The 17761-nt window shown below is 69.4% G+C and carries 16 protein-coding genes and 1 tRNA gene; 5 read left to right on the top strand and 12 right to left on the bottom strand.

What is annotated here, in order from left to right:
- Positions 1 to 67: 67 nt before the first annotated feature.
- From NS283_RS05420 to leuC, 6 genes are all read right to left on the bottom strand, one after another.
- Positions 68 to 1153, bottom strand: coding sequence for a D-alanine--D-alanine ligase family protein (locus NS283_RS05420; RefSeq protein WP_081317274.1), 1086 nt, complete (start codon positions 1151 to 1153; stop codon positions 68 to 70).
- Positions 1053 to 2195: an NAD(P)H-dependent glycerol-3-phosphate dehydrogenase gene (locus tag NS283_RS05425; protein WP_058595864.1), complete on the bottom strand. Its 1143-nt coding sequence runs from the start codon at positions 2193 to 2195 to the stop codon at positions 1053 to 1055. The genes NS283_RS05420 and NS283_RS05425 overlap by 101 nt, the downstream gene beginning before the upstream one ends.
- Positions 2185 to 2922, bottom strand: a complete 738-nt coding sequence (locus tag NS283_RS05430) for a lysophospholipid acyltransferase family protein (RefSeq protein ID WP_153003288.1) — start codon at positions 2920 to 2922, stop codon at positions 2185 to 2187. Before NS283_RS05430 ends, NS283_RS05425 begins: the two co-directional genes overlap by 11 nt.
- A 5-nt stretch (positions 2923 to 2927) precedes the next feature.
- A complete protein-coding gene (gene murA, locus NS283_RS05435) occupies positions 2928 to 4301 on the bottom strand; it encodes a UDP-N-acetylglucosamine 1-carboxyvinyltransferase (RefSeq protein WP_058595866.1) in 1374 nt (457 codons plus the stop codon).
- Positions 4302 to 4364: 63 nt separating this feature from the next.
- Positions 4365 to 4961, bottom strand: a complete 597-nt coding sequence (leuD, locus tag NS283_RS05440) for a 3-isopropylmalate dehydratase small subunit (RefSeq protein WP_058595867.1) — start codon at positions 4959 to 4961, stop codon at positions 4365 to 4367.
- Position 4962: 1 nt separating this feature from the next.
- On the bottom strand, positions 4963 to 6423 hold the full coding sequence (gene leuC / locus NS283_RS05445; protein WP_058595868.1) for a 3-isopropylmalate dehydratase large subunit: 1461 nt from the start codon (positions 6421 to 6423) through the stop codon (positions 4963 to 4965).
- A gap of 261 nt (positions 6424 to 6684) precedes the next feature.
- Between leuC and NS283_RS05450 the strand changes: the two genes are divergently transcribed.
- A complete protein-coding gene (locus NS283_RS05450; protein WP_058595869.1) occupies positions 6685 to 7995 on the top strand; it encodes an O-acetylhomoserine aminocarboxypropyltransferase/cysteine synthase family protein in 1311 nt (436 codons plus the stop codon).
- Entirely contained in the window at positions 7992 to 9305 is a 1314-nt protein-coding gene (locus tag NS283_RS05455; RefSeq protein ID WP_058595870.1) for an LLM class flavin-dependent oxidoreductase, read from the top strand. The genes NS283_RS05450 and NS283_RS05455 overlap by 4 nt, the downstream gene beginning before the upstream one ends.
- Before the next feature lie 121 nt (positions 9306 to 9426).
- On the opposite strand, the gene NS283_RS05460 is transcribed toward NS283_RS05455, so the two are convergent.
- Positions 9427 to 10440 carry a TerC family protein gene (locus tag NS283_RS05460; RefSeq protein ID WP_058595871.1) on the bottom strand — a complete coding sequence of 338 codons (1014 nt, stop codon included), beginning with the start codon at positions 10438 to 10440 and terminating at the stop codon, positions 9427 to 9429.
- Between the two features lie 174 nt (positions 10441 to 10614).
- Between NS283_RS05460 and NS283_RS05465 the strand changes: the two genes are divergently transcribed.
- Together NS283_RS05465 and NS283_RS05470 are read left to right on the top strand one after the other, a co-directional pair.
- Complete coding sequence (locus NS283_RS05465) at positions 10615 to 11169, top strand: RNA polymerase sigma factor (RefSeq protein WP_058595922.1); 555 nt, start codon at positions 10615 to 10617, stop codon at positions 11167 to 11169.
- On the top strand, positions 11166 to 12212 hold the full coding sequence (locus NS283_RS05470; protein WP_058595872.1) for a DUF4349 domain-containing protein: 1047 nt from the start codon (positions 11166 to 11168) through the stop codon (positions 12210 to 12212). Before NS283_RS05465 ends, NS283_RS05470 begins: the two co-directional genes overlap by 4 nt.
- 244 nt (positions 12213 to 12456) lie before the next feature.
- Here NS283_RS05470 and NS283_RS05475 read toward each other — a convergent pair.
- A tRNA-Glu gene (locus NS283_RS05475) sits at positions 12457 to 12532 on the bottom strand.
- A gap of 211 nt (positions 12533 to 12743) precedes the next feature.
- On the opposite strand from NS283_RS05475, the gene NS283_RS05480 reads away from it, so the two are divergent.
- The gene (locus NS283_RS05480; RefSeq protein ID WP_058595873.1) at positions 12744 to 13382 is read left to right on the top strand and encodes an MBL fold metallo-hydrolase; all 639 of its coding nucleotides are present in this window, start codon (positions 12744 to 12746) and stop codon (positions 13380 to 13382) included.
- Between the two features lie 175 nt (positions 13383 to 13557).
- Here the strand turns inward: NS283_RS05480 and NS283_RS05485 are convergent, their stop codons facing one another.
- Genes NS283_RS05485 through NS283_RS05500 form a run of 4 tightly spaced genes read right to left on the bottom strand, consistent with a single transcriptional unit; the run spans position 13558 to position 17675 of the window.
- Positions 13558 to 13827: an HPr family phosphocarrier protein gene (locus NS283_RS05485; RefSeq protein WP_058595874.1), complete on the bottom strand. Its 270-nt coding sequence runs from the start codon at positions 13825 to 13827 to the stop codon at positions 13558 to 13560.
- A 27-nt stretch (positions 13828 to 13854) separates the two neighbouring features.
- The gene (locus NS283_RS05490) at positions 13855 to 15912 is read right to left on the bottom strand and encodes a PTS fructose transporter subunit IIABC (RefSeq protein ID WP_058595875.1); all 2058 of its coding nucleotides are present in this window, start codon (positions 15910 to 15912) and stop codon (positions 13855 to 13857) included.
- 18 nt (positions 15913 to 15930) lie between these two features.
- Positions 15931 to 16896 (bottom strand): 1-phosphofructokinase family hexose kinase, encoded by a 966-nt coding sequence (locus tag NS283_RS05495; protein WP_058595876.1) that lies wholly within the window; start codon positions 16894 to 16896, stop codon positions 15931 to 15933.
- The gene (locus NS283_RS05500) at positions 16893 to 17675 is read right to left on the bottom strand and encodes a DeoR/GlpR family DNA-binding transcription regulator (protein WP_193751331.1); all 783 of its coding nucleotides are present in this window, start codon (positions 17673 to 17675) and stop codon (positions 16893 to 16895) included. The genes NS283_RS05495 and NS283_RS05500 overlap by 4 nt, the downstream gene beginning before the upstream one ends.
- Between the last annotated feature and the right edge of the window lie 86 nt (positions 17676 to 17761).

Raw genomic sequence — 17761 nt, forward strand, 5'->3', positions numbered from 1 at the left:
CGACGCCCGCCCCCACCCCGACCCCGTAGCCACCCGCGGCCCGCGCGGTCGCCCGCCCGAGGGCGCGTCAGGCCTTCTCGAGCGCCGCGTCGAGCAGGTCGCTGATCAGATCGGGGTAGCTCAGGCCGGAAGCGATCCAGCACGTCGGGAACATCGAGATCGGGGTGAACCCGGGCATGGTGTTCACCTCGTTCACGAAGAACTCGGTGCCCGTGTAGAAGAAGTCGACGCGCGCCAGGCCCTGGCCGCCGATGGCCTCGAACGCCTGCGCGGCGATGCGCTGCATCTCGGCGAGTTCGCCGTCACGCAGGTCCGCTGGACAGACCAGGTCGACGCCCGGCGCATCGAGGTACTTGGCCTCGAAGTCGTAGAACTCGCGGCCCGTGACCACGATCTCGCCCGCCACCGACACCCGCACCGGTCCCCCGTCGCGCCCGGGCAGGACGCCGCACTCGAGCTCGCGCCCGACGATCGCCTGCTCCACGAGCACGAGGCGGTCCTCGGCGAAGGCGGTGTCGAGGGCGGCATCCAGGTCTTCCCAGCGCGACACCTTGGTCACACCGACGCTGGAGCCGGCCTCATTGGGCTTGACGAAGACGGGCAGGTCGAGGGCGCGCATGCGGCGCTCCCACATCTGCCGGTCGTGAGCGAGGTCGGCCCGCGTGACAGCCACCCAGGGCACCACCGGCACGTGCGCGGCCCGCAGCACCTGTTTCGTCACGTGCTTGTTCATGCCGATCGCCGACATGAGCACGCCGCCGCCCGCGTACGGGATGTCGAGCAGTTCGAGAAGGCCCTGCACCGTTCCGTCTTCGCCGAAGCGGCCGTGCAGGATCGGCAGCACGACATCGACGTTCCCGAGCGACCGGGTGCCCTCGGCATCCGTCACGGTCCACTCCCTCGACAGCGTCGAGTCCGGCAGCCTTACGCGCGTGCCGTTGTCGACAACCTCGGGCAGCGCCTCGGGGATGAGGGCGAACTTCGCCGGATCGTCGTCTTCGAGCACGAAGGCCCCGTCGCGGGTGATGCCGACCGGGATCACCCGGAAGCGGTCACGATCGATCGCGCGAAGCACCCCGCCCGCCGTGGCGGAACTGATCGAATGCTCGCTGGAGCGCCCGCCGAAGAGCACCACCACCACCGGTTTGGTCATTTCGCGTCCTCTCGCCCTGCGGCTGGTCGTCGTCGGTCGTCAGGTGGGGCGCGATGTCCCGCGGGTCCATGGTGCCGTCGAGCACCATCTTCACCTGCTGCACGATGGGCATGTCGACACCGACCTGCTTCGCGAGCTGAAGAACGGGAGCGACGGATGCCAGGCCCTCGGCGGTCTGCTGCATCTGAGCGACCACCTCTTTGTATCCGTAGCCCTGGCCGAGCAGACGCCCCGCCGTGTTGTTGCGGCTGAGCGGGGACTGGCACGTTGCGATGAGGTCGCCGAGGCCCGCCAGGCCCTGCAGCGTCTCGGGCTGCGCGCCCTGCGCGACCGCGAAGTCGGTCATCTCGACGAGTCCACGCGTGATGATCGAGGCCTTCGTGTTCTCGCCGTATCCCACGCCGTCGACGATGCCGATCGCCACCGCGATGAGGTTCTTCAGGACGCCGCCGAACTCGGTGCCGATGACGTCGGTGTTCACGAACGACCGGAAGTAGCGGTTGCGTGCGCGTCGAGCGACCGCCTCGGCCGTTTCGGGGCTCAGCGAGCTGATGACGGCCGCGGTCGGCTGCTCCCGTGCGATCTCGAGCGCGAGATTGGGCCCGGATGCCACGGCGATGCGCGCCGGGTCGCACGCGAGCACCTGCTCGATGACCTGGCTCATGCGCAGGCCGGTCGACTTCTCGACGCCCTTCATGAGCGAGACGATCGGCACGTCGGTGTGCTCGACGAACGGCTTGATCGCGGCGAGGTTCTCGCGCAGCGACTGGCTCGGCACCGAGAGGTAGATCTGCTCGGCGCCGCGGATCGCCTCGGCCAGGTCGGTGGTCGCCGTCATGGTGCGCGGCAGGTTGATGCCGGAGAGATAGCGACTGTTGCGCTTGGACTCGGTGATCTCGGCCGCCAGTTCGGGACGGCGTGCCCACATGACGACGGACGCCCCGCCGTCGGCGAGGATCTTCCCGAACGTCGTGCCCCAGCTTCCGGCGCCGATGACGGCGACCTTGGGACCGGCGACGGGCGCGGCGTTCTTACGACTCAAGGCGCCCCGTCTCGTTCTGCCCGTGCTGCGACGGGTTCCAGCGCTCCACCGGAGCCGGAAGACCTCGGATGCCGGAGAGCATCTGCGAGATGCGTCCCATGAGCGCGTCGGTCGCGCTCGTGAGCACGGCTGGCGAGGTCGAGCCCGCGTACTCCGACAGATCCATCGCGGGGCCGAACTCCACGATCACGTGCGAGCGGCGGGGGAACTTGAGCTTGCCGTAGCGCGGGAGGATCTGCTGAACTCCCCACTGCGCCATGGGGATGAGGGGAAGGTCGCCGGCGAGGGCGAGCCGGACGGCGCCCGTCTTGCCGCGCATCGGCCACAGGTCGGGGTCGCGCGTGAGCGTCCCCTCGGGGTAGACGATGACGCCGCGCCCGTCCGTGGCGATCTGCTGCGCGGCCTTCATGGACTGGTTCGCGCTCGTGGACGTCCGCGGCACGGGGACCATGCCGGTCGCCCGCAGCGCGGCACCCAGGACGGGGACCTTGAACAGGCTCTCCTTCGCCATGAACCGCGGCGCACGACCGAGGCGCCACACGGCCACGGCGACGGTCACCGGGTCGAACTCCGAGTTGTGGTTCGGCGCGAGCACGTACGCGCCCTCGCGAGGAAGGTTCTCCGCACCGCGGATCTCGATCCGGGCGAAGAGACCCGTGACGGGGACGATGATCGCCGCGAGCGGCCAGAAGGCGCTCGGCCGGCTCTTCTCGGGGTTCGAGGCCACCGGCGTCAGCCCACGACGGAGAAGTCGGCGTCGAGAGCGGTCAGCTTCTCGAGGAACTTCTCGTAACCGCGGCGGATGATGCCGATGTTGCGCACCGTCGACTCCCCCTCGGCCGCCAGCGCGGCGATGACATAGCTGTAGCCGCCACGCAGATCGGGAACCTCGACGTCGGCGCCGTGCAGCGGCGTCGGGCCGTTGATGACGGCGGCCTGTTCGAGGTCACGGCGCGGAACACGGCGGTCGGGGCTCGCGATGCCCTTCGGGTGCACGACGATGTCGGCACCCATCTTGTTCAGCGCGGCCGTGAAGCCGAGGCGGTTCTCGTACACGGTCTCGTGGACCGTCGAGGTGCCCGGCGCCTGGGTGAGCGCGACGATCAGGGGCTGCTGCCAGTCGGTCATGAAGCCGGGGTGCACGTCGGTCTCGACCATGACGGGCTTGAGGGCGTCGCCGCGACGGAACAGGATGCCGTCCTCACGCACGTCGAACCAGCCGCCGGCCTTGCGGAAGACGTTGAGGAACGTCAGCATGTCCTGCTGGCGAGCGCCCTTGGCGAAGATCTCACCGTCGGTGGCGAGGGCCGCACACGCCCACGAGGCCGCCTCGTTGCGGTCGAAGATCGCGCGGTGGTCGTATCCGACGAGCTTGTCGACGCCCTCGATGAAGATGACGCGGTTGGGCTCGTACGAGATGATCGCGCCCATCTTCTGCAGCACCGCGATGAGATCCATGATCTCAGGCTCGATGGCGGCGTTGCGCAGCTCGGTCACGCCCTTCGCGCGGACCGCGGTGAGGAGCACCTGCTCGGTCGCGCCGACGCTCGGGTACGGGAGCGTGATGTTCGCGCCGTGCAGGCCGTTCGGGGCCGTGATGCGGATCCCCTCATAGCTCTTGTCGACCACGGCGCCGAAGGCGCGGAGCGCGTCCATGTGGAAGTTGATCGGACGGTCGCCGATGCGGCATCCGCCCAGATCGGGGATGAGCGCCTCGCCGAGGAGGTGCAGCAGAGGACCGCAGAACAGGATCGGGATGCGCGAAGCTCCCGCGTGCGCGTCGATCTCCTCGAAATGCGCGGCGACCGCGCCCGAGGGGTCGAGGTGGAGGGTTCCCTCCTCCTCGCCCTCGGTCACGGTGACGCCGTGCACCTCGAGGAGCGAACGCACGACCTTCACATCGCTGATCATGGGGACGTCGCGGAGCGTGCTGGTGGTGTCGCCGAGGAGTGCCGCCACCATCGCCTTGGTGACGAGGTTCTTCGCCCCCTTGACCTCGACGGTTCCCCGCAGCGGACGACCGCCGCGGATGGTGAGGGTCTCTGCCGCCTCCCAATCCGGCTGCCCGATGGGGTGCTCTCCGGTGTCGCTGACGAGTGTGCTCATAGGGGGGTGGACCTCACTTCGTGGACGAGGGGCGGCGAATCGACCCGATCGGGTCGATCGGGCTCAGCGGACCGGAAGGGTCCGCGGCCGCCATGCCTCGCGGCGCGCCTCGAACTGCGTGATCTTGTCTTCGTCACGCAGCGTGAGCCCGATGTCGTCGAGCCCTTCGAGAAGCCGCCACCTAGTGTAATCGTCGATGTCGAACGAGACCTGGAGGTCGCCGACCGTGGCGGTCTTGGCCTGCAGATCGACGGTCATCTCGATGCCGGGATTCGCCTCGAGAACCGCCCAGATCTGCTCGACCTCGTCTTCCGTGATCACGCCCGTGACCAGGCCCTGCTTGCCCGAATTGCCGCGGAAGATGTCGGCGAACTTCGGGCTCAGGACCACCTGGAAGCCGTAGTCGCGCAGCGCCCACACCGCGTGCTCGCGGCTCGACCCGGTACCGAAGTCGGGACCTGCGACGAGGATGGATGCCGAGCGGTAGGCGTCCTGGTTCAGGATGAACTCCGGATCCTGGCGCCAGTTCGCGAACAGTGCGTCGTCGAAGCCCGTCTTGGTGACCCGCTTGAGGAAGACGGCGGGGATGATCTGATCCGTGTCGACCGCGGACCGCTTCAAAGGCGCGGCGACACCGGTGTGCGTGGTGAACTTCTCCATGTCAGGCCTCCGCCCCGGTCGAAACGATGGCCGCGGGGAGCGGCTCCAGGTCGGCGGGGCTCGACAGCGTCCCGCGCACGGCGGTGGCCGCGGCGACCAGCGGCGACACGAGGTGCGTACGCCCGCCCTTGCCCTGCCGGCCCTCGAAGTTGCGGTTCGACGTGGAAGCGCAACGCTCCCCCGGCGCCAGCTGATCAGGGTTCATACCCAGGCACATCGAGCACCCGGCGAAGCGCCATTCGGCTCCGAAGTCGGTGAACACCTTATCGAGCCCCTCGGCCTCGGCCTCCAGGCGCACGCGCGCCGAGCCCGGGACGACCATGACGCGGACGTTCTCGGCCTTGGTGCGCCCCTGGATGACGGAGGCGAAGGCACGCAGGTCTTCGATGCGGCTGTTGGTGCACGAGCCCATGAACACGGCATCCACCGGGATGTCCTTCATCGGGGTGCCGGCCGCGAGATCCATGTACTCGAGCGCCCGCTCCGCGGCGGCGCGCTCGTTGGGGTCGCTGATGTCGGCCGGGGTGGGCACGACGTCCGACAGCGACACGCCCTGGCCCGGGTTGGTGCCCCAGGTGACGAAGGGCTCGAGCTCGTTCGCGTCGAGGAAGACCTCGGCGTCGTAAACGGCGCCCTCGTCGCTCGGGAGCGTACGCCAGTAGGCGACGGCGTCGTCCCAGTCCTGCCCCTGCGGGGCGTGCGGCTTGTCCTTGACGTACGCGAAGGTCGTCTCGTCGGGGGCGATCATGCCGGCGCGCGCGCCCGCCTCGATCGACATGTTGCACATCGTCATGCGCCCCTCCATCGAGAGGGAGCGGATCGCGCTGCCGCGGAACTCGAGCACGTAGCCCTGGCCGCCGTTGGCACCGATCTTGGCGATGATCGCGAGGATGATGTCCTTCGCCGTCACGCCGGGCTTCAGTTCGCCCTCGACCGTGATCGCCATCGTCTTGAAGGGCTTGAGCGGCAGGGTCTGCGTCGCGAGCACGTGCTCGACCTCGCTGGTGCCGATGCCGAACGCCATCGCGCCGAACGCACCGTGGGTCGAGGTGTGCGAGTCGCCGCAGACGACCGTGATGCCCGGCATCGTCAGACCCAGCTGCGGCCCCACGACGTGGACGATGCCCTGCTCCTTGTCGCCGAGCGAGTGGATGCGGACACCGAACTCGTCAGCGTTGCGGCGCAGCGTCTCGATCTGGGTGCGGCTGGTGAGGTCGGCGATCGGCTTGTCGATGTCGAGCGTCGGGGTGTTGTGGTCTTCCGTCGCGATCGTGAGGTCGAGACGGCGGACCGGGCGGCCCTCGGCGCGCAGGCCGTCGAACGCCTGGGGGCTCGTGACCTCGTGCACGAGGTGCAGGTCGATGTAGATGAGGTCGGGCTGACCGTTCTCGCCCTTCACGACGAGGTGGTCGTCCCAGACCTTCTCGGCCAGGGTGCGAGGGTTCTCGGGAATCGTGCTCATGGTTTGCGTTTCTCCTCGGGAGGGGTGTGAGGCCCGCGACGAACTCCGCGACGAGAAAGGCCTAGAACAAGGTCTCGTCGCGGCCGCTAAGGAGGAGGCCGACGATCCGCACCTGGTCACGATACCACCGGCTCTCCTCCCCCTCGGCTCTCGCACCGCGCTCCGCCGGGTACCGATCGACGTAACACGACGCCGCACGTTTGGGCGTCGCGGAACCCCTCGTGCGAGCCTTCTGGAACGCCGCAGGAAGGAGCGTGCCGCATGGCCGCGAACGCAGAGCCCGGATTCTCGACCCGACAGGTGCACGTGGGCGCCACGACCGTACCCGCCTCGCCGCGCGCTCTGCCGATCTACCTCACCGCCGGCTTCACGTTCACCGACCTCGACGAGTCCGCCGAGCACTTCGGCACCGGCGCGGGCTTCGGGTACACGCGCACGGGCAACCCCACCGTGCAGGCCGTGGAGAACCGCCTCGCCTCCCTCGAGGGCGGCGATCAGGCGGTCCTCGTCTCGAGCGGACAAGCCGCCGTGACCGTCGCCCTCCTCGCCCTGGCCGGGGCGGGCGATCACATCGTGGTCTCCGAGCACATCTACGAGGGCACACGCGGTCTGCTCCTCGACAACCTCGCGCGGCTCGGCATCGAGACGACGTTCGTCGACACCTCCGATCTCGACGCGTGGCGGGATGCCATCACCCCGCGCACGAAGGCGCTCTTCGCCGAGACCCTCTCCAACGCCCGCAACGACGTGCTCGACATCGCCGCCGTCTCCGCGATCGGGCGGGAGCACGGCATCCCGCTCGTGGTCGACAGCACCTTCACGACCCCCTACCTCCTGCGTCCGATCGAGCACGGCGCGGCGATCGTCGTGCACTCCGCGAGCAAGTTCCTGGCCGGACAGGGAGCCGTGCTCGGGGGCGTGATCGTCGATGACGGACGCTTCGACGCCGCGGCATCCGGTCATCTCTTCCCGCACCTCGTCCACGCCGACCGCCTCGGCGGGGCGAGCTATGCCGAGAAGTACGGCGCCCGCGCACGCGGCGCGTACATCCGCGAGAGCGTGGCCCCGCGCTTCGGGCCCGCGCCGTCGCCACTGAACGCCTTCCTGATCGGGCAGGGCATCGAGACGCTGAGCCTGCGCGTCGAGAGGCAGTCGCAGAACGCTCTGGCGATCGCACAGTGGCTCGAGAACCGCCCCGAGGTCGAGCGCGTCGACCACGTCGGTCTCGCATCCCACCCGCATCACGGTCTCGGTGCGCGGTACCTCACGCGAGGCACCGGCTCGGTCTTCACCGTGACCCTGCGCGGCGGACTCGAAGCCGCGCGCCACGTCGTGCAGTCGGTGAAGCTCATCACGCACATGACCCACCTCGGCGACGTGCGCTCGCTCGTGCTGCACCCGCAGAGCACGTCGCACTCGGCGCGCACGGTCGAGGAGCGCGAGCGCGCGGGCGTCTTCCCCGGCACGATCCGCCTCTCCGTCGGCATCGAAGACGTCGACGACCTCCTCGCCGATCTCGAGCAGGCGCTCGTGGGAGTGCCCGTCGCCGAGCGCGAAACGGTCGTCCTGTGAGCCGTCTGCAGCACTTCGGGTGGTTCCTGGCGCGCGGCTTCGGCCCTCACGGCTGGGGCCATCCCTACCTCCGCTGGAATCACCGCTGGACGGAGCCGGGTCTGTACCAGGACTCGGCGCGAACCCTCGAGCAGGCGGGCTTCGACCTTCTCATCATCGAGGACGCACCCTCGCTCGGAAGTGCGGAGACGATCGACCTGCGCGTGCGCCACGCCTTCGGCGGGCCGAAGCACGATCCGCTCCTGCTCGCCCCCTACCTCTTCGCCGCGACGCGGCACCTCGGCGTGGTGCCGACGGTGAACCCCGCTGCGTATCTGCCGTACACCGCGGCCCGGCAGTTCGCGACGCTGCAACACCTGAGCGGGCACCGCCTGGGACTCAACGTCGTCACCGACACCGGCAGTGCGCGCCACTTCTCCACGGCCCCGCAGCTCGGACACGACGCGGCCTACGACCGGGCCGAGGAGTGGCTCGACGGCATCCGTCAGCTGTGGCGGAGCTGGGGCGAGGGAGCGCTCGTCGTCGACGAGGAGTCAGGCGTCTACGCCGACGGGACGAGATTGGATGCCACGCGCCACCGCGGTGAGTACTTCGGCTTCGACGGACCGCTCAACGCCATCCCCTTCACCGACGGCGAGCCGGCGATCGTCTCACCGGGCGGCTCGGGGCGCGGGCTGGCGTTCGCGGGACACAATTCGGACGTGCAGTTGGCGCTCGCCCCGCTCGACGAGGCAAGCATCCGGGCCTACCGCGGACGCATCCACGCCGCGGCGGAGGCAGCGGGGCGCGACGCCGCCGACATCAAGATCCTTTTCGCGATCCAGCCTGTACTGGTGTCGTCGCCGGAGGAGGCCGACCGATTGGTCGCGGCATCCGCGAATCCGTCCGAGGAGGCGTTGATCTCGATCGCGCGCAAGCAGTCCAGCGACCTCGAGACGGATCTGACCGGTCTCGACCTCGACAGACCTCTCGACCGCTCGATCTTCGGCGAGCACGTGTCGGAGGGCAGCATCAAACGACTCGTCGGGAAGCGCGACGCCGACGCGCCGCTGCGGACGATCCTGGCCGCCCACGCGCGCCTCGGCCGTTTGAACGACGGTTCCGGCTTCGTCGGGACCGCGGACGAGTTCGCCGACCGCATCGAGGAGCTCGGCGAGTGGGGCAACGACGGCGTGCTGCTGTGGGGCGACCTCCACCCGGTCACCGTCCACCGCCTGCTCGACGACCTGGTGCCGATCCTGCGCCGTCGCGGCATCCTCCGCGAGGAGTACGTCGACGGGGGTCTGCGGGCGAACCTGCGGGCGTTCTAGTCCCGGATGCCGCGCGCTCGGCGCCCAGTCCCGCTCACCTCCGGGGCATGTCCCACTTTGTGCAGAAACCACCGTCTGTTATCGCACATTGTGGGACACGCCTCGTCACGCCGCCTCCCGCTCACCCCGGGGTGTGTCGAGGTCCGTCCGCCACGGCCGGCTGACGCCGCGCGGCGATGAGGCTCGCGATCGTCGCGACGGCCATCGACACCACGATCACGGCGAGGGAAACCCACGTCGAGATCTCCGGAGCCCACTCGATGGGCTCACCGCCGTTGAGGAACGACAGTTCGTTGACGTGCATGGCGTGGAAGACGAGCTTCACGCCGATGAACGCCAGGATGAACGCGATGCCGTAGTGGAGGTACTTGAGGCGATCGAGCAGGTCGCCGAGCAGGAAGTACAGCTGACGCAGCCCCATCAGGGCGAAGAGGTTGGCGGTGAAGACGATGAACGGGCTCTGCGTGATGCCGAAGATCGCGGGGATCGAGTCGATCGCGAACAGCAGATCGGTCACGCCGATCGCCACGAACACGATGATCATGGGTGTGAACAGCTTCTTGCCGTCCACACGCGTGATGACTCTCTTGCCGTCGTACGAGTCCGTCATCGGGAGGACGCGGCGGAGCGTCCGGACGATCAGGTTCTCTTTCTGCGTGTCGTCGTCATGGTCGTCGCCCGGGAAGGCCTGGCGGATCGCGGTATACACGAGGAACGCGCCGAACAGGTAGAAGATCGGACTGAAGTTCTCGATGATGGTCGCGCCGACGAGGATGAACGCCCCGCGCAGGATCAGCGCGATGATGATGCCCACCATCAGCACCTCCTGCTGATAGCGCCGGGGCACCGCGAACTGCCCCATGATCAGCACGAAGACGAACAGGTTGTCGATCGAGAGGCTGTACTCGGTCAGCCAGCCGGCGACGAACTGCCCCGCGACCTCTCCCCCGGCGACGATCCACAGCACTCCGGCGAAGATGAGCGCGAGCGTGACGTAGAACACGACCCATAGGGTCGATTCCTTCGCCGCGGGGATGTGCGGGCGCTTGAGGATGATCAGCAGATCCGCGACCAGGATCAGCACGAGCACCACGAGGGTGATCGTCTGGAAGAGCGGGTCCAGCTGCAGCTCCATCGCGGGCCTTTCTCGGGGGAAACGCTCGAGTCTATCGGCCGTCCCCTGCGCGGCGGGCGGCTTGTGCGCGTACTGCTCATTGCGTGCGTATCTCCGTGAGACGATCGCGCGCGCCCGGACACCTCTCAGTGAGAGAGTGCTCGCAGAGCCGCTCCCGACGAGAAGTGGATGCCGATGACCGACGACGTGATCGACGACAGGGCGCTCGTCGCGCGCGCAGCGGGCGGGTCCGAGATGGCCTTCCGATCGCTGTATCGCGCGTACGTCCGCCCCGTGTACTGGACGGCGCTCGGCCTGGTCGGCAATCCCAGCGACGCCGACGATGTCGTGCAGGACACGTTCGTCGTCGCGTGGAAGAAGCTGCCCGGTATGACGCTCGAGGGGACGTCGCTCCTGCCGTGGCTCGCCACGGTCTGTCGACTCCAGGCGGCGAACCGCCTCCGCGCCCGGACGCGTCACGGGTCGCACGCAGCCCTCGACCCCGAGATGCCGGCGCGCGTCGACGTCGAGCAGGAGGTCGTCGACGCTGAAACGGTGCGTGCGATCCTCGCCGAGGTCGACGGCCTCGGCGAGGTGGATCGCGAGATCTTCCGCCTGTGCGCCGCCGAGGGCTACGGCTACCAGGCTGCGGCAGAGCATCTGGGCGTCACCCACGGCACGGTGCGCAATCGCCTCTCCCGCATCCGATCTCGGATGCGCGCCACCGCAATGGAGACGGAGACCCCATGAACACCCCCACACTCCCCCCTCTCGACGAGGACCGGATCGAATCGATGGAGAGGGTGATCTTCGCGCGCATCAGCGACTCCACCCGTGCCGATCGCCGGCGGCGTCGCTCCCGGATCGGCGGGTGGACCGCCGCGGCTGCCAGCGTGGTCCTGATCGCGGCCATCGTCGGCCCCGCCGTCATGAACGGCGGCAGCCGCGCTCTGTTCGAGCAGTCCGCCGCGGGCGGGGGCGCCCTCACGGAGCAGTACTCCGGGGCCGCGGGCAGTGTCGCCGATGCCCCCTCGCTCGACGGATCGGCCACCGAGGTCGTGCCTGACGCTCCCACCCGTGAGATCGTCGCGAACGGATCGGCCACGGTCGAGGCGAGCGACGTCGGCACCGCCGTCACCCGGATCTCGGATGTCGCGACCTCCGTCGGCGGCTACGTCGAATCCTCGCAGGTGGGTGGCGCGTCCGGCGCGGTGCCGTTCGAGGGAGAGGCGATACCGCAGGGTGCGAGCGGTGATCCGGCGACCGCGTGGATCACCGTCCGCGTCCCCGCCGACAAGCTCACGAGCGTCATGGACGGCCTTTCCGCCATCGGAACCGTGACGGCGTCGAGCGAGAACCGCAGCGATGTCACCGACCAGGCGGTCGATCTTCGGGCACGCGTCGCCGCCGCCGAGGCATCCGTCGCCCGTCTGACGGAGCTGATGGCGCAGGCGGCCTCGGTGAGCGATCTCATCGCGGCGGAATCGGCTCTCGCCGAACGTCAGGCTCAGCTGGACGCGGACCGGCAGCAGCTGACGCTGCTGGAATCCCAGGTGGCGATGTCGTCACTGTCGGTGCAGGTCCTCCCCGCAGCCTCGACCGTCTCGGCCGATCCCGCGGGATTCGGCGACGGTCTCGTCGCGGGGTGGAACGGCCTCGTCGCGGCACTGAACGGCGTCGTGATCGGGCTGGGTTTCCTTCTCCCCTGGCTCGCCGTGGCCGCGGTGATCGGCGCGGTGGTGTGGGGCGTCCGGCGGGCCCGGCGACGCCGGTCGACCGACGCGGACGTGTGACGCTCATGCGGCTCCTCGTTCAGCCGCGGCACCCGAACAACAAAAAGGCCCCGACCATTCGGTCGGAGCCTTTTTGTTGTTGGTGACCCCAGCGGGATTCTCCCTCCGCCCCCTCCACGCGCCGCTACGCGGCGCGCGGAGCCTCCGGGCGGTGGGGCCCAACCCGCTCATGCGGCTCCTCGTCCAGCCGCGGCACCCGAACAACAAAAAGGCCCCGACCATTCGGTCGGAGCCTTTTTGTTGTTGGTGACCCCAGCGGGATTCGAACCCGCGTTACCGCCGTGAGAGGGCGGCGTACTAGGCCGCTATACGATGGGGCCGCGTCGCAACCGTTCAAGTATGCACCATGAAAGCACGCACGCAAAATCGAGGCGGGACCGCCGGGGATCTCGGGCGTGTCCGGTCACCGTACCGCCATCGCGCGGCGAGCGGAAGACGCCCGCGCGTATCCGTGGACAGGCATATGTACATCTCTCGAGGTCGGGATACCAGAGCTTGCCGCTCGCCGGGGCGAAGAGTTGACTTTCTCGCATGCGAGTCACCAAACACGAACACGCCGCTCTCGTCCTCACCGAGTCGGGACACACGCTCGTCATCGATCCGGGGAGCTTCACCTCACCGCTCGAGAACCTGGAGGGGCTCGTCGGCATCGTCCTGACGCACGAGCACCCCGATCACTGGACGCCCGACCACCTGAATCGACTCCTCGAGGCGCACCCCGGAACGCCGATCTACGGACCCGAGGGCGTCAAGCAGGCGGCCGCCGGTTTCGACATCGGCGTGGTCCACCCGGGGGACACGCTCGACCTGGCGCCCTTCCACCTCGAGTTCTTCGGTGGGGAGCACGCCGTCATCCACGCCTCGATCCCGGTGATCGACAACGTCGGCGTCCTCGTGAACGACGCTCTGTACTACCCCGGGGATTCGTACGCCGTTCCAAAGCACAAGAAGGTGGCGCTGCTCGCCGCCCCCGTCGGCGCACCGTGGCTGAAGATCGGCGACGCGATCGACTTCGTCCTCGACGTCAAGCCCGAGCGCGTCTTCGCCACGCACGACATGACACTGTCGGCCGCCGGGAAGCAGATGGGAGACGGCCGACTGACGTGGGCGGTCGAGCAGAACGGCGGGTCCTTCGTCGATCTGAAGCCGGGCGACTCGACCGACGTGTGACGCGGCGTCGTCCCGGACTCCGGAGCGGCTGAGGCCCTCGGCGGGTGACCCGTCTTGGGTGCGGCGCTGAACCCGGGCTGGTCCGGAGTCCGGCACGAGGGTAGCCCCGAAACGCGAGAACACCGGATGCCACGAGCCTCAGGCCCGTGGCATCCGGTGTTCTGCGTGACTGTGCTTACTGCGCGTCGAGATCGGTCTCGAGGAGGGCGACGAGCTCGTCGAGCGCCTGCTCGGCGCCCTCGCCCTCGGCCTTGAGGGTCACGACGGTGCCGTGACCGGCTCCGAGACCCATGAGCGACAGGATGCTGCCGGCGTTGAGGTCGGCGCCGCCGTTCGCTGCGATCGTGACGGGGATCTTCTTCTCCTGCACGGCCTGGACGAAGAGCTTCGCGGGGCGGGCGTGGAGGCCCGAGGCGCTGGCGATGGTGGCCTGACGTTCTGCCATGGTGAATCCTTCCGATTCGACGGGGTATTAGGCGGCGACCGTGGCTGCGGGAGCGGCCTCGGCGACGGCGGCGTCCTTGGTGCTGCGACCGAGACCCTTGAGGGCCACGACGATCAGCGCCGTCACGACGGTACCCGCCACGATTGCGAGGGCAAAACCCCAGAACGGGTTGATCGCGAAGAACACGAAGATGCCGCCGTGCGGAGCGAACGACTGGACGCCCAGCAGCATGCTCAGACCGCCCGTGATCGCACCGCCGACCATCGAGGCGGGGATGACGCGCAGCGGGTCGGCCGCGGCGAAGGGGATCGCGCCTTCGGAGATGAACGAGGCACCGAGCAGCCACGCGGCGGCGCCGTTCTCGCGCTCGACCGGGGTGAACTTCTGACGGGCGAGCAGCGTCGACGCGAGCGCCATCGCGAGCGGGGGCACCATGCCTGCAGCCATGACCGCGGCCATGATGAGGTACGGCGCGGTGTTCGTCTGGGTCGCGGCGGCGAGGCCGGTCGTGGCGAAGACGTAGGCGACCTTGTTGACGGGGCCACCGAGGTCGAAGCACATCATGAGACCGAGGATCACACCGAGCACGACCGCGCCGGCGCTGCTGGCAGCGAGCGAGTTCAGTCCGTCGGTCAGCGCGGCCATGAGGGCGGCGATCGGGCGACCGAGGAAGAGGATCATCAGCCCCGAGGCGAAGATCGAGCCGAGGAACGGCACGATCACGACCGGCATGAGTCCGCGCAGCCAGCGCGGGGCGTCGAAGCGACCGAGCCACCAGGCGATGAAGCCGGCGAGCAGACCGCCGATGATGCCGCCGATGAAGCCGGCGTTCATCAGCACGGCGACAGCACCCGCGACGAATCCGGGGGCGATGCCGGGGCGGTCGGCGATCGCGTAGGCGATGAAGCCCGCGAGCACGGCGACGATGAAGCCCATCGAGGTGGCACCGATCATGAAGGCGACGGAGCCCAGGTACTGCCCGATCGGCCCGAGCGGCGAGGTGATGTTCTCGGTCGGGAGATCCCACAGCGAGTTCTGGATGATGACGTTCGCAGCATCCTTCGTGACCTGGTAGCCGCCGAGGAGGAAGCCGAGCGCGATGAGCAGACCGCCACCGGCGACGAACGGGATCATGTAGCTCACACCCGTGAGCAGCCAACGCTGGATGCGGCGACCGACCGACTGCTGCGCGACCGGTGCGTCGGACGCGGATGCCGAGGCGGCACCGCCCTGCACGCGCGCGGCGTTCGGGTTCTCGCTCGCGGCGAGGGCCTCGGCGATGAGCTGCTTCGGCTGCTCGATGCCGCGCTTGACGCCCGCGCGGACGACGGGCTTGCCCGCGAAGCGCTGGGGCTCGCGCACGTCGACGTCGACCGCGAAGATCACGGCGTCGGCGTCGTCGATCACGCTCTGCGGGAGGGCCTTGTAGCCGCTCGAGCCCTGCGGCTCGACGATGAGCTCGACGCCCTCGGTCTCGGCGCCGGCGGCGGTGAGCGCGTCGGCGGCCATGAAGGTGTGGGCGATGCCGGTCGCACACGCGGTGACGGCGACGATCTTCTTCGTCTTCGTCGCCGTGGCGGTGCGTGCTTCAGCGCGGGTCGCGGCGGGGGCCTCGGCCGCCGCCGGCGCGGGGGCCGGGTTCACGGCATCCGTGATGATCCGCACCGCGTCGGCGGGGGTCGAGGCCGAACGCAGGCCCGACATGAACTGATCGTTCATGAGGCTGCGGGCCAGCTGCGAGAGCACCGCCAGGTGCGCTTCGTCCGCCCCGGCGGGCGCGGCGATGAGGAAGACGATGTCGGCGGGTCCGTCGGGGGCGCCGAAGTCGACGCCGGGGGTGAGGCGGGCGAACGCGAGAGTCGGCTCGGTAACCGAGGCGCTGCGCGCGTGCGGGATGCCGATCCCGCCGGGCAGGCCGGTCTCGTCCTTCTGCTCACGCGCCCAGGCGTCGTCGAACAGCTCTTGAGCGCTGGTCGCGCGACCCTGCGCGACGACGCGCTCGGCGAGGGCTCGGATCACCGACTGCTTGTCGGTGCCCAGGGGCGCGTCGAGGCTGACGAGCTCCGGAGTGATGATGTCGGACATGGGCAGTGACCTCCGTGGTCAGGATGTTGCGATGGGGGTGGGGAAATCGGAAACGGTGATCGTCCCGGAGGGAAGATCGGCCGGGGTGGGCGCCTGCGTTCCCGGCAGGGTCGCGGCGGCGGCACCGTAGGCGATGCTGCGCGCGAGACGTTCGGGAGCCGCGGCTCCCTCGAGATCGGCGAGCAGATAACCGGCGAGCGAGCTGTCGCCCGCGCCGACCGTGCTCGCGACCTGGATTCTGGGGGCTCGTCCGCGCCAGGCACCCTCGGACGAGAAGAGCAACGCGCCGTCGGCACCGAGGGTGACCAGAGCGGATGCCACGCGCCCGGGCACGAGGGCACGTGCGCGACGCGCCGCCTCGGCGAGAACGTCGGCGTCGTCCGCGGCATCCTCACCGACGAGCTCGGCGAGTTCTTCGTGGTTGGGCTTGATGAGATCCGGGCGAGCGGTCTCGACGACCGCGGCCAGAGCGGCGCCGGAGGCGTCGACGGCGATCCGTGGAGCAGCGCTCCCCCACCGCTCGCGGACGGCCTCGATGAGATCGGCGTAGAACGTCGGCGGCACGCCCGGTGGCAGTGATCCGGCGAGGACGAGCCAGGTCGCGCCTTCTGCCGCGGCCACGACGCCCGCCACGAGCGCGCGGGCTTCCGCGGCGGAGAGCTCGGCACCGGGGAGGTTGAGCTTGGTGGTCTCGCCCGCCGGGTCGGTGATGGTGAGGTTCGCCCGCGCGCGGCCCGCGACCTCGACGAGGTCGAGCGCGATGCCGGCGTCCTCGAGCAGAAGGCGGTAGGGGTCGTGGCCGTTCACCGGAACGACGGCCCGCGCCGGTGCGCCCGCCGCGGTGACGACGCGGGCGACGTTGACGCCCTTGCCCCCGGCGTCCTCGCGCGACGACAGAGCGCGTTGCACCTCGCCCGGCGCGAGCGCCTCCGCGAGGACGACGGCCCGATCGGCCGAGGGGTTGGCGGTCAGGGTGACGATCATGCGACGCGTACCTCCACATCGGCGTCCGCCAGGGCCTCGGCGAGGGCACCGGACGGCGGGGTGTCGGTGACGAGCACGTCGATCTCGTCGAGTCGAGCGAAGCTCACGAGCAGTTCCTCCCCGAACTTGGCGGCGTCGGCGAGCAGCACGATCCGACGCGCGGACTGGATGATGGCCGTCTTCACGGCCGCTTCTTCGGGATCCGGGGTGCTGAGACCGAACGTCGCACTCAGACCGTTGGTGCCGATGAAGGCGATATCGGGCCGCAACTGTCCGATCGCGCGGACGGTGTGGGCACCGACGGCGGCGGCGGTCACGCCGCGCACGCGGCCGCCGATGGTGGTGAGCGACAGACCCTCTTCACCCGCGAGGAGATGCGCGGCTTCGAGCGAGTGCGTGACCACTTCGACACCGGCCGAGGCGGTGAGCGCGCCGGGCAGCGACGCGGCGACGGCTGCCGCCGTCGTTCCCGCGTCGACGAAGATCGAGCCCCGGAAGCCGGGGCCGAGGAGGGCGGCAGCGCTCGCGGCGATCGCGCGCTTCGCCTCGCCCTGACGCTCACGACGCTCGGTCAGCGTGGACTCGGCGGTACTGGCGCGATCGATGCTCACGGCCCCGCCGTGGACGCGGCGGAGAGAGCCGGTGGTCTCGAGGCGGTCGAGGTCGCGGCGGACGGTCTCCGTGGTGACGTCGAAGCGCCGGGCCAGGTCGACGACGCTGACGCGTCCGACCTCGCGCAGTTCGCGCTCGATGAGCTGCTGGCGCTCCATTGCGTACACGGGATCCCCCTCGAAGATTCCCACACGATACAACACGAAGCCACACGAATCAACACTTCGTTCCGCAAAACGCAGATCGCGGCACG

The sequence above is a fragment of the Microbacterium testaceum genome, assembly GCF_001476285.1.
Taxonomy (GTDB): Bacteria; Actinomycetota; Actinomycetes; order Actinomycetales; family Microbacteriaceae; genus Microbacterium; species Microbacterium testaceum_B.